The following is a 12,924-nucleotide window of genomic DNA, read 5'->3' on the forward strand; positions in this document are numbered from 1 at the left end:
CTTCTGAAGGGGGACACCTTTGACACCTTCCATTTCCGTCAGGGAGAACTCTCCACCTTCGCCTCTTTCCTCATGGAAGGCAAGCGCAACATGGATTTTTACGGCACGGAAGAACTGGAACAGGGGCTTTCCCGCTATGTGCGCTGGGAAGAAATGCGTCCCTTTGTGTTTCAGGCCATCAAGGGAAACAAGCTGCCCAAAAGCATCAAAATCGTTTTTTCCCTGCCCGATGAAAAACTGGAACATCTGCCCAATACTTCCGCTGCCTTTCTGAATATCCTCTTTAGGGAAAATACGGTACTTTGCACCACCGCCATCTCCCAGACCAGTTTTTCTCTAGATAAAAGCAGTGAAAAACTGTGGGAAGAATATGTACTGAAATTTTTCAAAAAGAACGACATCGGCATCCAGCTGAAAAAAGACTGATGCACAAAATGCGCGTATACCCTTGATTCCTATTGACTTTTCCGCACTTTTTGGTATGCTTGTATGGACAATTTTTCACAAAAGATAAGGAGCGTATATTTATGAAATCAAGAAAGATCCTGATGTCCATCTGCGGTGTGATGATCGGTGCTGTCAGTGTCGGCTTTTTCAAACTGGCCGCCCTCGGCGTAGATCCCTTCCAGACCTTCATGTGCGGCATCAACCAGATGATCCCTATTTCCTTCGGCACATTATACGTCATCGTAAATGCCGTACTTCTGCTTTTTGCCCTGATTTTTGACAGACATTATATCGGCATCGCCACTTTCATCAATCTGTTCCTGCTGGGCTATGTGGTGGAATTCACCCATCAGACCCTGTTGGGCATCTTCCCCGATGCTTCCCTGATGATCCGCATCACCAGCCTTGTATTCGGTTTTGTGGCTCTCTGCTTCGGTTCTTCCGTATACATGACCGCCGATCTGGGGGTATCCACCTACGACGCCGTTGCGCTGATCATGGCAAATAAATGGAAACTGGGCAAGTTTAAATACATCCGTATTGCCACCGATGCAGTCTGTGTGGTTCTGGGTATCACATTATTTCTGCTTGGCGACGGAAAAATTTCCGCGATTCCCACTTTTGTCGGTCTGGGAACGATTCTGGCGGCTTCTTCCATGGGCCCTCTGATCGATTTCTTCAACCGAAAAGTATCTATTCCTTTTCTGGAAAAGGCAAAAAAATAACAAAAAAACGCTCTGTCCTCCATGGGACAGGGCGTTTTCTGTTTGCATCATTTTTCTGTTTCATAGGGCCAGTCCTTGATGCCCCCAAATTCATATACCCGGGTATATCCCAGTTCAGCCAATGCCTTGGCTGCGGTTTTGCTGCGGTTTCCGCTGCGGCAGTAGACCAGAACCACCGTATCCTTTTCCGGGATCACACCGGTAGCCGTATCCTCATCGATCATGCCTACCGGAAGCAGCACTGCCCCGGGGATATGCCCCTCATCGTATTCTTCCTGTTCCCGCACATCCAGAATCACGAAGTCTTTATTTTCCCCTTCCATCATCTGTTTCGCTTCTTCCGCCTTGATCTGCTGATAGCCCACAGGCTCCTCTGTCGTCATCCGGCAGCCGGTCAAAAGCAATAACAGGAGTATATAGATCCATTTTTTCATCAGTTCTCCTCTTTTCTCTGTTTTTCTATATTGTAGCATGTCCAGTCTTTTGTTTCCAATACGGTTTTTCTTACAAAAAAAGGATCAGATTTCTCTGATCCCGATTTTTTATGCCACAACTGCATGACCTCTGACAACGGTACCTTCCACACGATTCATGCTGGAACGCACTACCAGAGGGATATTACATTTTTTTGCCAGTTCCACACAACGGCTGTGCAGCACTTCTGCACCATTCAGTGCCATCTGCAGCATATCATCATAGGAGATTTCCGCCAGTTTTCTTGCAGTAGGTACTTTGCGGGGGTCTGCTGTATAAACGCCGTCCACATCTGTATAAATTTCGCAGGCATCTGCATTGAGGGCCGCTGCCAGCGCTACTGCTGTCGTATCAGAGCCGCCTCTGCCCAGTGTTGTGATATCGTTATTTTCTGTAATGCCCTGAAACCCTGTTACGATCACGATTTTTCTCTGTTTCAGTTCATCCATGATACGGTCTGTTTCAATGTTTGTGATCTTTGCATTGCCATGTACGTTTGTTGTATGGATCTTTGCCTGATACGCATTCAGGGAAACCGCAGGCACACCCATTGCTTCCAGTGCCATTGCCATAAACGCCACAGACATCTGTTCCCCGATGGACAGGAGCATATCCATTTCTCTTTCGGAGGGATTGGGATTGATCGCCTTTGCCTGGGCAATCAGTTCATCGGTATGTTTGCCCATGGCAGACAGTACAACAACAACATCGTTACCTTTGTTATAGTCTTCCAGACATCTTTTTGCTACATTGAAAATACGTTCTTTATTTGCAACCGATGTACCGCCGAATTTTTTTACGATCAACATGGTCAACACTCCTTTATCCCAACAGACCTTCGCTTTCATTTTCTTTTCTTATTATATTCAGCATGACTTGCAAAGAAAACGCGATTTATGCTATGATTATTGCAAATAATGCTATCAGAAAGGAGACAGCCATGGAAAACGGATATGAAAAACGAGGATATCTATTGGATGATTTCCGATTGTTTCATCTGAAAGACAAAGAAGGCACCAATGTGGACTACCACTATCATGAATTCTGCAAACTGCTGATGCTGCGCAGTGGCAGCGGCGGCTATACGGTAGAGGGGCATCGCTATTCTCTGGAAACAGGAGATATCGTACTGATCGGCAGCCATTGTGTACATCGACCGGAATTTGAGCATGGCCTCCTCTATGAAAGGGTCATCATCTATATTTCTCCCGAATTCCTGCGGCAGCAGTCTGTACCCGATTGTCAGCTGGAAGAGATCTTTCGCGGAGAACAGGGACATGTACTGCATCTGAATGATCCCGACGCCCTATGGGCGGTCTCCGATGCGCTGGAACAGGAGCTGGCAAGGGATGATTACGGCAGAGTGATTCTAAGCAACGGGCTTTTGCTGCGCCTGCTCATCGAAATCGCCCGTAGTATCCGTGACCCCAAAACCACCTTCTCCACCCCCATTACGCCCACGGACAGCCGTATCCTGGATATCCTGCGCTATATAGATGCCCACCTGACGGAAGATCTTTCCATTGATCTGCTGGCAGATGAATTTTTCATCAGCAAATTTCACATGATGCGCCTGTTCAAACAGGAAACAGGCCGTTCCATCCATGATTATCTGCAGGAACGCCGTCTGCTTCATGCCCGCGACCTCATCCGTCAGGGCATTTCCGCTACCGACAGCTGCTTTCAGTCCGGCTTCCGCAGCTATTCTTCTTTTACCAGAGCCTATGCCAAGCATTTCGGCACCACGCCCACAGGAAGAAAAGGCAGTTCTGCCCCTGCGGATGAAACTTACGAATAATACAATTCCAATTTGTTAGCACTTGATTTGATTGAGTGCTAATTTTATCTTGACTTTTCTTTTCCCAATGATAAAATATATTTTGTGAGACAAAAACAGCGGCGATTTCGCCGCTTTCCCTTTTCAAAAATCACCCCAAGGAGGTCATTATCATGCAGGAAAAAGGCAATCTTTCCATTAACAGTGAAAATTTCTTACCTATTATTAAAAAATGGCTCTACACAGATAAGGATATCTTCATCCGTGAACTGGTATCCAATGCCTGTGACGCAGTGACAAAGCTGCAGAAACTGAACATGATGGGCGAAGCAGACATCCCCACAGACGAAAAATATGAGATCCATGTGGTTCTGAATCAGGATCACAAAACACTGCAGATCAAAGATAACGGGATCGGTATGACTGCCGATGAGATCAAAAAATACATCAACCAGATCGCATTCTCCGGCGCAACCGATTTCCTGCAGAAATTTCAGGAAAAAGGCGAAGGCGAAAATGAAATCATCGGCCACTTCGGTCTGGGCTTCTACTCTGCTTTCATGGTAGCAGATAAAGTAGAGATCGATACCCTGTCCTACCAGAACGGCGCGGCAGCAGCCAAATGGCTCTGCGAAGGCGGCATTGATTACGAAATGGAAGCCGGCACAAGAACCGAAAGAGGTACGACCATCACACTGTATATCGGCGCTGACGGGGAAGAATTCCTGAACGAAGCAACCCTGTATGAAGCAATGACAAAATACTGTTCCTTCATGCCCGTACCCATCTTTGTGGATGTTCTGAAAGAAGAAACAGAAGAAGAAAAAGCCGCTGCGAAGAAGGCAGCACAGCACGTTTCCATGGAAGAAGCCATGGAACTGATGCAGAAAGATCAGGATGCAGAAGAAGCTGCGGAAGAAAAAGAGGAAGAACCCGTTCCCATGAACGACACCAACCCTCTGTGGCAGAAAAAACCTTCCGAATGTTCCGACGAAGACTATAAGGCTTTCTACCGCAAAGTATTTGGCGATATCAACGATCCCCTGTTCTGGATCCATCTGAACATGGACTATCCTTTCCGCTTGAAAGGTATCCTGTACTTCCCCAAACTGACAGACCAGTTCGATATGCGTGACGGCGAAGTCAAACTGTACTGCAATCAGGTTTATATCGCAGATAACGTAAAAGAAGTCGTTCCCGAATTCCTGCTGCTCTTAAAAGGTGTTCTGGACTGCCCCGATATGCCCTTGAACGTTTCCAGAAGTGCCCTGCAGAACGATGGTTATGTAGAAAAAATGAATGCCTACATCACAAAGAAAGTGGCGGACAAACTGAATCAGCTCTTCAAAAACGACAGACCTGCCTTCGAAGGCTTCTGGGATGATATCAACATCTTCATCAAATATGGCTGCATGAGAGAAGAAAAACTCTACGATAAAGTAAAAGATGCTCTGCTCTTGAAAACAACAGACGGCGTTTACGAAACCGTTTCCGAATATCTGGAAAAGAACAAGGAAAAACATGAAAATGTGATCTACTTTGCCCATGACGTAAATCAGCAGGCACAGTATATCCGTCTGTTCCAGGAACAGGGTCTGGAAGCGGCCATTCTGGATACGCCCGTAGATAAACCCTTCGTTTCCTTCCTGGAATACAAAAATCAGGATATCAAACTGAAAGTACAGCGTGTAGACGCAGACATCGATTCTCTGCAGGAAAAATCCGATATTGAGGATTCCGAAGCGAAGAAACAGGCCGCTGAGTTTGAAAAGAACCAGATGCAGGATCTGTTCCGCGCTGTCGTTTCCAACGATAAACTGACCGTAAAACTGGAAGCACTGAAGGCAGAAAAGGTTTCCGCCATGATCCTGCTTTCCGAAGAATCCAGACGTATGATGGAAATGATGGAAGCTTATGCAAATAACGAAGAATTCAAAGCCATGTTTGCAGGTATGAAGCCCGATGAAACACTGGTACTGAACAAAAACAACAAACTGGTACAGACACTGCTTTCCATGATCGGCAAAGAAGAAAAGAAAGCTGATGCAGATCTCTTGAGCCGTCAGATGTACGATCTGGCACTGATAAGCCACAGACCTCTGACTTCCGATGAAATGACAACCTTCATCGACAGAAGCAACCTGCTGCTGGAAAGACTGGCTGAACTGGAAAAATAATATTATTCTGACAAACAAAAAGACCGCTGACGAAATTCTCGTCTTCGGTCTTTTTTTATGCAGCTTCTGTTCTGATCAAATGACCTTCCTGCACCGCAGCAAATGTCGCCACAGCACCTATCAGAACCGCACTATATTCTAAATCAATCACCTGCAGGGTCAACGGCAGCAAAAACAACAGTAATCCTGTCAGTTTATTCATCATCGTGTGCAGGGTGAAAATTTTTCTCCTGAAAAGAATTCCCCATGCGATATTACAAACTTTGATCCCTGCAATGATCATGCACCAGAACCACATCCACGCAGGAAGATCCATGACAGGCAAAATTTTACCCAGAGATACCGCCACAAACAAAAAATCCGCAAAAGAATCCAGTTTTTCCCCGAATTTGCTGACAGAACCCGTTTTTCTGGCAATGGTACCATCCACCATATCCGTAACCCCGCAAAGCAGATATAAGATATAAAACGAAATAGAAAACACCGGAAAAACCAGTAATAGAATGGCTCCGAAAATACGACCGCCCGTTATGAAGTTGGCCGTCTGTTTCTTCATATTCATCCCCCGTTTCCACTTATTTCAGCCGACGGATCTCATTCTGCAAATTCTCCAGAAATCTGCCTGCATGAGCACCATCCATCTGTGTATGGTGGAACTGGAAGGAAACAGGCAGTTCATATCTGAACCATTTCTTTCTGTATTTCCCCCAGAAAAGGAATGGATTATGGAAAATGCCGCTGTTCATACCAACCACGCCGTCGATTTCCGTATCCACAATAGCAGAGGTGCCGATGACCATGCTGTCCTCAGATAAATCTCTATCCTGACAGGTCTTTGCCACCTGTTTCGTATACTTCATGTATTCCCGATGGAATGTTTTCAGATCATCTGAAAATAAGATATCGCAGGAACTCACCTGATTTTCTTTATTCATTACGATGGTGTTGACTGCAATGGTATCATATTCCATCAATTTATCACCAACAGGAAGAATATAAAATTCTTTGATATTTGCAGCTGCTTTGCCAATGCAGTAATCCAGCAGCATATTAAATTTCAGTTTTCTCTTCCTGGATACCTTCGCCAGGTTGGTCACATCCAAGGTTTTGAAAAAAGTTACCATCGGATTTGGTGCTTTCATCCACAATGCATAAGCCATGGCTCTTGTGGTATCCTTCGGGTCGATTTCTCTCGCCATCTCCTATCCCTCCTGTTCTGATTTTATTCTTTTTCCCCTTCATTGGCTTCTTCCATGGTCAGTTCTTCCACAGGTACCTGCTCAATGAACTGTACCTTCACCACAGCCTGCGCCCAGTTCAGAGAAACCTTGGCATGTTTGTTTTTCTTTTCCGCTTCTTCCTTAAAAATCTTGAGGAAGTCCTGCACGATTTCTCTTGTCATGTAGCCGCCGCGCCAGTGGAAAATGAGGGTTCTCCCTTTTTTCACCGCCTGCATGGAGCGTTTCTGCACGTCCTCCATCTTTGTAAAAGAGAGTTTTTTCTCTTTGTAATAAAACCGTTCCCCATCCTCACAAACAGGCATCTTCCAGACCAGTCTTTCGTGGTCACGGAACATCTGCTTATCATTCAGCAGGAAATAGTCGTAACGAATCTCATCGGGATTGCCCAGAGAATTATCGAAAGTGCAATCCAGATGATAATATTTCTTGTCCACCTTTACGATGTTCCATGCATGGCGGTATTTCACACCTTTTTCAGGATTATTTCCCGAAAGGGCAATGACGCACCAGAGATTCAGGGCATCACAAAGGATCTTCACCGATTTGGCAATCCCTTCACATACCCCCACCCCATGCCCCAGAGGGCCGATGATTTCATGGGAATACTGTTTTTTCAGCTTATCGTAATGGACATTCTGGCAGATGAAATCATGGATATACAGAAGTTTTTCCATCTCCGTTGCCTTCATCATGGGTCTTGCCAGTTTTTCCACCCTCGCCTGCAATGCTTTCTGATGATCTTTGATCTTCCCTTTTTCGAAAAGATATTCGGGGATCATTTCCGCATTGCTGCCGTCGGGATAATAGCGGTATTTGAAAGTTCCTGCATAAAACAGTTGGGGATGATCCAGACGCAGTTTCATAAAAACATCAGTCAGTTCCCTGTTTTCCAATAAAGGCACAGGAAAAGACGGAGCCAGAGACTGCAGCCCCGCTTTGATGGCGTTGTAACTATTCTGCTGTGGTTTTGTCAGGGTATTGTAATAATACTGTTCCATTTCCAAATCCTCTTACAGTTCGATTTCCAGTTCTACAGGACAATGGTCAGAACCCATCACCTGTGTGTGGATCTTCGCATCCACCAGTTTTTCCCGCAGACTTTCGGATGTTACATAATAGTCGATTCTCCAGCCTGCATTCTTTTCTCTTGCTTTGAAGCGATAACTCCACCAGGAGTAAATTTCTTTCATATCGGGATAGAAATGACGGAAGGAATCCACAAAACCTGCTTCCAAGAGTTCTGTGAATTTCCCGCGTTCTTCGTCAGTAAAGCCGGCACTTCTGCGGTTGGTTTTAGGATTTTTCAGGTCGATCTCGTTATGTGCCACGTTCAGGTCACCGCAGATGATGACGGGTTTCTTTGCATCCAGACCTTTTACGTACGCGCGGAAAGCATCATCCCAGCCCATGCGATAATCCAGACGGGCATTTTCCGCCTGAGAGTTGGGTGTATAAACAGTCACATGATAGAAATTTTCAAATTCCATTGTGATCACACGGCCTTCGTGGTCATGTTCTTCCACGCCGATGCCGTAAGTCACGTTCAAAGGTTCTTTCTTTGTAAAAGCGGCTACACCGGAATACCCTTTCTTTTCTGCGTAGTTCCAGTACTGATGGTAGCCTTCCAGTTCCAGATCGATCTGACCTGCCTGCAGTTTTGTCTCCTGCAGAGAGAATATATCCGCATCGGCTTCTTTGAAATAATCCAGAAAGCCTTTGCCTACAGCGGCTCTTAAGCCGTTTACGTTCCAGGAAATCATTTTCATAAATTCATACCTCCTTTTTGCCATTAAGTATACCAGAATCCTCGGGTTTTGTCTTGCTCCACAATGAAAAATATTATAAAATGAAATATTATAACAGAAATACAAAGAAAGGATGTTTGCACATGAATATCCAGATTTATGGTTCCAAAAAATGCTTTGATACCAAAAAAGCAGAGCGTTATTTCAAAGAAAGAAAAATCAAATATCAGTATATTGACCTGCATCAGTTCGGCATGGCAAAGGCAGTCTTTGATGCGGCAAAAAAATGCATCCCCGTGGAAGATATGATCGACCGCAAGGCAAAAGCCTATACCAAACTGTATATGGATTACATTGACGAATTGAAACGGGAGCCGACCCTGTTTGAAAATCCCGAACTTTTTGCCACCCCCATCGTGCGCAACGGGAAACAGTTCACACTGGGCTTCTGCCCCGATATCTGGAAAACCTGGGAATAAGGAGGAAACGTTATGAAAATCGCATTAGGACAAATCGACATGGGTTTTGAAAATAAAGAATACGCCATGGGCATCTGCGCCCAGCTGATGGCAGAAGCAAGGGAAAAGGAAGTAGATCTCATCGTTTTCCCTGAAATGACCCTGCCCGGCTTTACCCTGAACCCCGAAACTTACGGCGAAGACAGACAGAACAGCAAAACCATGGCTTTCTTCAAAGAAGAAGCGAAGAAAAACGGTGTTGCAGTCTGCTATGGCCTGCCTGTATACGAAAACGGTGTTTCCACCAACCACTGCATCATTCTGGACGAAAACGGCGAACAGCTGGCGGATTATGCAAAAATCCATCCCTTCTCCTTCGGTGCCGAAGCGGAGCATTACATCGGCGGCAGTGAACTGCAGTTCTGCGAAGTAAAAGGTGTGCCTGTTTCTCCTCTAATCTGCTATGATCTGCGTTTCCCCGAACCTTTTCAGGTGCTTTCCGAAAAAAGCAAAGTCATCACAGTTATTGCCAGCTGGCCTACCCCTCGCAGAGATCACTGGATGACACTACTGAAAGCCCGCGCCATTGAAAACCAGTGCTTCATCATCGGCGTAAACCGCAGCGGCGACGGAGGCGGCCTGTCTTATAACGGAGACAGCATGGTCATTTCTCCTCAGGGCAAAGTATTGGCTCACATGGATGGCGGCAGCGGCATTGCCATTGTGGAGATCGACCTGACAGAAGTGGATGCTTACCGCAGCACTTTCCCCGTAAAAGCAGACAGAAAGCCCGAATTGTACCATGCCCTCTGGAAGCAGCACCACGCAGAATAAGAAGGTGTTTTACAAATGATGGACAAAATCATAAAATTGAGACATGACCTGCACAACTGTGCAGAGATCTCCGGAAAAGAAGAAAAAACGAAAGCCCTTCTGATGGACTTTCTGAAAAAACATACAACCATGGAACTTCACCCCTGCGGAGAAGGCTTTTACGCCGCCCACAGGGAAGAAAACGCAACAAATCCTGCTATGGCTCTGCGTGCAGATTACGATGCTTTGGCCATGCCCGACGGTACGGCAAGCCATCTCTGCGGTCACGACGGCCATGCTGCCGCCCTTTGCGGAGCAGCCCTGATGGCAGAAGGACAGATTTTCGGCAGAAATATCTTTTTCCTGTTCCAGCCTGCAGAAGAAACAGGCGCAGGTGCAGGCCCCTGCTGTGAACTGTTCCAGAAAGAAACCGTAGACGAAATCTACGGTACCCATAACCTGCCCGGACTGCCTTTGGGTCAGGTGACTACCCGCCCGGGCACATTTGCCTGCGGTTCCTTGGGGCTCACATTGATTTTCAAAGGAAAACCTGCCCATGCAGCATATCCCGAAAACGGCATTTCTCCTGCAGAAACTGTGGGTAAATTGCTGTGCGAAATCCCCAATTTGTCTTCTGCAAAAAAATATAGCGGTATGACATTATGCACGGTCATCGGTGTGGAAATGGGCGAAAAAGCCTTTGGTGCAGCCGCAGAAAAAGCAGAGATCTGGCTGACAGTAAGAGCAGAACATAATGGCGACTTACATATATTGCATGAAGCCATTCTGGCATTTTCCAGAGAACTTTCCGAAACCTACCATCTTGACTTTTCTTATGAAGTGCAGGATGTTTTCCCTGCCACGGAAAACACACCTGAAAATGCAGGAAAAATTCTCCAGCTTTTTAATGGTACTGTATTGGAAGTACCTATGCGCTGGAGCGAAGACTTCGGACATTATCTGAATCATTGCAAAGGAGCCTTTTTCGGCATTGGTGCCGGCGAGGATCATCCTCCTCTGCATACAGAACATTATGCATATCCTGATGGTCTTCTTCAGCCCACCATGGATATCTTTTTCAAACTGATGGAATACTAAGGTTCCATCATAGAAAACGGAGTAACGATATGAACCAACAACCGACTTCTGTCGTATCAACAAGAAATTATCATATTGACAATATCAAAGGCATTCTGATCTTTCTGGTGGTCTGCGGCCATCTGCTCAGTTATCTGCAGGATATGAATTCTACCTTTGCTATCGGTGTCAGAACTTTCATTTACTTTTTCCACATGCCCGGGTTTCTTTTCATGTCTGGCTATCTGGCAAAAGGATTTCTGAAAAAGGAGTATAAAGGAGAAAAACTGCTGTCCTACGCATGGCTGTATCTTCTCTTTAAGAATGCCATCGATCTGGTGCATTTTATTTTCCGTCGGCCATACTTTGACGAAAACCGCCACACGATGGAACTGATCCTGATCGTAGGCCTGTTCTGTTTGGGCATCTGGCTGCTGTCACAGCTTTACAGCCGCTTTGCCCTCTTTCGGAATGGATTTATCCTGCTGGTCGTCGGTTTTTCCCTTCTGAAAACAGACTTCCTCACCGTCGGTGCCGCTCCATGGTATCTGATGGCTCTGATCTGGTTTCATATCTTTGTCTACCTGACCCGAAACATGCAGCCCGGATATGTTCTGGCTGTAGCCGTGCTTCTGGCTGCCCTCATCAATTATCAGGACAATGTGGGGAAATTTCTGACCCTCTCCCGTGCAGTCAATTTCCTGCCCTTTTTTCTGGCAGGGTTTTATATCCCCAGAGAGCGTTTCGAAAAAATCGTCAGCCATCCAAAATGGAAGCCTGTACTATCCATCCTTTTCCTTCTCTCCGCCCTTCTCATCACATGGCAGGGCAGAGCGATCAAAAAATGGCTGGGGGTATTTTTCTTTGGCGTATCTCCCTATTCCAAACTGCTGAAACTGGGGGAATGGTACTATCACATGGCACCTCTGACCTGCATCCTCTGGATTATCGGTACAGCAATCCTTTTGTTCGGATTATTTTCCCTTTGTCCCAGAAGAAAAACCTTTCTGGCCCAACTGGGCAAAAATACCATCGGCATTTATGTCCTGCATCGCCTGTTTAAGGATTTTCTGATCTATGGTGGCTTTTACGATATCCTGAGTCGAAATGAGTATCTTGCCGTAGCAGAGGTATTATTGGTATCCCTTCTGCTGGCAGTGATTTTCGGTATGGACTTCTGGGCAAAAACAATGAACAAATTAACTGTTGTCCATGCAAAATGGATTTATCAGAAAAACGAACCGCAAAAATGAATTAACACATATCTGCAGCACAGATATGCTTTCATCAAAAAGGAGCCGCGTGATAAAACGCCGCTCCTTTTTTCATTCTGTCAAATCTTTTTATTTTCTTCCAGGAATCTGAGAAAGGCTTCACAGCCTTCTACCACATCCTCGTAAGTTGCATCAAAATCACCTGTATACCAGGGATCTGCAATATCTCTTCCGGAACCTGCAAAAGTGAGAAATTTATGTACCTTGTTCTGAGGGTCTCCTTTCAGCATCCTGCCAAGGTTTCTCATATTATTGCTGTCCATACCAATGATATAATCATATTCTTCATAATCCTTCCATGTGATCTGTTTTGCTCTGTGCGGGATCACTGGGATATTTTCTTCTTTCATTTTTTGCACGGTTCCTCTATGAGGAGGATTACCGATTTCTTCTCTGGAAGTTGCCGCAGAATCAATATGAAATTTATCTGTAAGGTGTCTTCCATTTACCATATTCTGAAAAACAAACTGCGCCATTGTGCTGCGGCAGATGTTGCCGTGGCAAATGAACAGGATGCTTTTCATGCTGTGGATGCTGTCTCCTTATCATGCTGTGATTCATTCATTATATCATAAAAACAATCAAAAACAATTCACGACATTACATGCTTAGAATGGGAATATTGATAAAAGTGTGATAACGTAGTCTCTGAATACATATATTTTTGTGATTTTGTTGTGATCAGCATATAATAAAAATGTGACAATAAGACCCTG

The 12,924-nt window shown here is 45.4% G+C and carries 14 protein-coding genes and 1 pseudogene; 8 read left to right on the forward strand and 7 right to left on the reverse strand.

What is annotated here, in order from left to right:
- Both ACJMLT_RS04160 and ACJMLT_RS04165 read left to right on the forward strand, forming a co-directional pair.
- Positions 1-426: DUF5721 family protein (locus ACJMLT_RS04160; protein WP_405727024.1), on the forward strand; the 426-nt coding region annotated here is incomplete at its 5' end.
- A 101-nt stretch (positions 427-527) separates the two neighbouring features.
- Complete coding sequence (locus ACJMLT_RS04165) at positions 528-1,172, forward strand: YczE/YyaS/YitT family protein (RefSeq protein ID WP_405727027.1); 645 nt, start codon at positions 528-530, stop codon at positions 1,170-1,172.
- A gap of 47 nt (positions 1,173-1,219) precedes the next feature.
- Here the strand turns inward: ACJMLT_RS04165 and ACJMLT_RS04170 are convergent, their stop codons facing one another.
- A complete protein-coding gene (locus ACJMLT_RS04170; RefSeq protein WP_405727030.1) occupies positions 1,220-1,606 on the reverse strand; it encodes a rhodanese-like domain-containing protein in 387 nt (128 codons plus the stop codon).
- Between the two features lie 129 nt (positions 1,607-1,735).
- Positions 1,736-2,455, reverse strand: a pseudogene (locus tag ACJMLT_RS04175) (aspartate kinase); the annotation flags it as partial.
- 131 nt (positions 2,456-2,586) lie between these two features.
- Between ACJMLT_RS04175 and ACJMLT_RS04180 the strand changes: the two are divergent.
- A complete protein-coding gene (locus tag ACJMLT_RS04180; RefSeq protein ID WP_405727033.1) occupies positions 2,587-3,444 on the forward strand; it encodes an AraC family transcriptional regulator in 858 nt (285 codons plus the stop codon).
- 152 nt (positions 3,445-3,596) lie between these two features.
- On the forward strand, positions 3,597-5,600 hold the full coding sequence (gene htpG / locus ACJMLT_RS04185; RefSeq protein ID WP_405727036.1) for a molecular chaperone HtpG: 2,004 nt from the start codon (positions 3,597-3,599) through the stop codon (positions 5,598-5,600).
- Positions 5,601-5,655: 55 nt separating this feature from the next.
- On the opposite strand, the gene ACJMLT_RS04190 is transcribed toward htpG, so the two are convergent.
- From ACJMLT_RS04190 to ACJMLT_RS04205, 4 genes are read right to left on the reverse strand one after another with little or no spacing between them, the layout of a single operon-like run.
- A complete protein-coding gene (locus tag ACJMLT_RS04190; RefSeq protein WP_405727039.1) occupies positions 5,656-6,156 on the reverse strand; it encodes a CDP-alcohol phosphatidyltransferase family protein in 501 nt (166 codons plus the stop codon).
- Between the two features lie 19 nt (positions 6,157-6,175).
- Positions 6,176-6,799: a CatA-like O-acetyltransferase, family 2 gene (locus ACJMLT_RS04195; protein ID WP_405727042.1), complete on the reverse strand. Its 624-nt coding sequence runs from the start codon at positions 6,797-6,799 to the stop codon at positions 6,176-6,178.
- A 23-nt stretch (positions 6,800-6,822) separates the two neighbouring features.
- The gene (locus tag ACJMLT_RS04200; RefSeq protein WP_405727045.1) at positions 6,823-7,839 is read right to left on the reverse strand and encodes a transglutaminase domain-containing protein; all 1,017 of its coding nucleotides are present in this window, start codon (positions 7,837-7,839) and stop codon (positions 6,823-6,825) included.
- Positions 7,840-7,851: 12 nt separating this feature from the next.
- Positions 7,852-8,607: an exodeoxyribonuclease III gene (locus ACJMLT_RS04205; RefSeq protein WP_405727048.1), complete on the reverse strand. Its 756-nt coding sequence runs from the start codon at positions 8,605-8,607 to the stop codon at positions 7,852-7,854.
- A 122-nt stretch (positions 8,608-8,729) separates the two neighbouring features.
- Here ACJMLT_RS04205 and ACJMLT_RS04210 point away from each other — a divergent pair, with 122 nt between their 5' ends.
- The 4 genes from ACJMLT_RS04210 to ACJMLT_RS04225 are packed head-to-tail and all read left to right on the forward strand — an operon-like array spanning position 8,730 to position 12,187.
- Entirely contained in the window at positions 8,730-9,065 is a 336-nt protein-coding gene (locus ACJMLT_RS04210; protein WP_405727051.1) for an arsenate reductase family protein, read from the forward strand.
- Between the two features lie 12 nt (positions 9,066-9,077).
- Positions 9,078-9,878: a nitrilase-related carbon-nitrogen hydrolase gene (locus tag ACJMLT_RS04215; RefSeq protein WP_405727054.1), complete on the forward strand. Its 801-nt coding sequence runs from the start codon at positions 9,078-9,080 to the stop codon at positions 9,876-9,878.
- 15 nt (positions 9,879-9,893) lie between these two features.
- Positions 9,894-10,955 carry a M20/M25/M40 family metallo-hydrolase gene (locus tag ACJMLT_RS04220; RefSeq protein ID WP_405727057.1) on the forward strand — a complete coding sequence of 354 codons (1,062 nt, stop codon included), beginning with the start codon at positions 9,894-9,896 and terminating at the stop codon, positions 10,953-10,955.
- Positions 10,956-10,984: 29 nt separating this feature from the next.
- Positions 10,985-12,187 (forward strand): acyltransferase family protein, encoded by a 1,203-nt coding sequence (locus tag ACJMLT_RS04225; RefSeq protein WP_405727060.1) that lies wholly within the window; start codon positions 10,985-10,987, stop codon positions 12,185-12,187.
- Positions 12,188-12,267: 80 nt separating this feature from the next.
- Here ACJMLT_RS04225 and ACJMLT_RS04230 read toward each other — a convergent pair whose 3' ends face one another.
- A complete protein-coding gene (locus ACJMLT_RS04230; RefSeq protein WP_405727063.1) occupies positions 12,268-12,732 on the reverse strand; it encodes a low molecular weight protein-tyrosine-phosphatase in 465 nt (154 codons plus the stop codon).
- Positions 12,733-12,924: the final 192 nt, after the last annotated feature.

The sequence above is a fragment of the Anaerotignum sp. genome (assembly GCF_045122575.1).
GTDB lineage: Bacteria > Bacillota > Clostridia > Lachnospirales > Anaerotignaceae > Anaerotignum_A.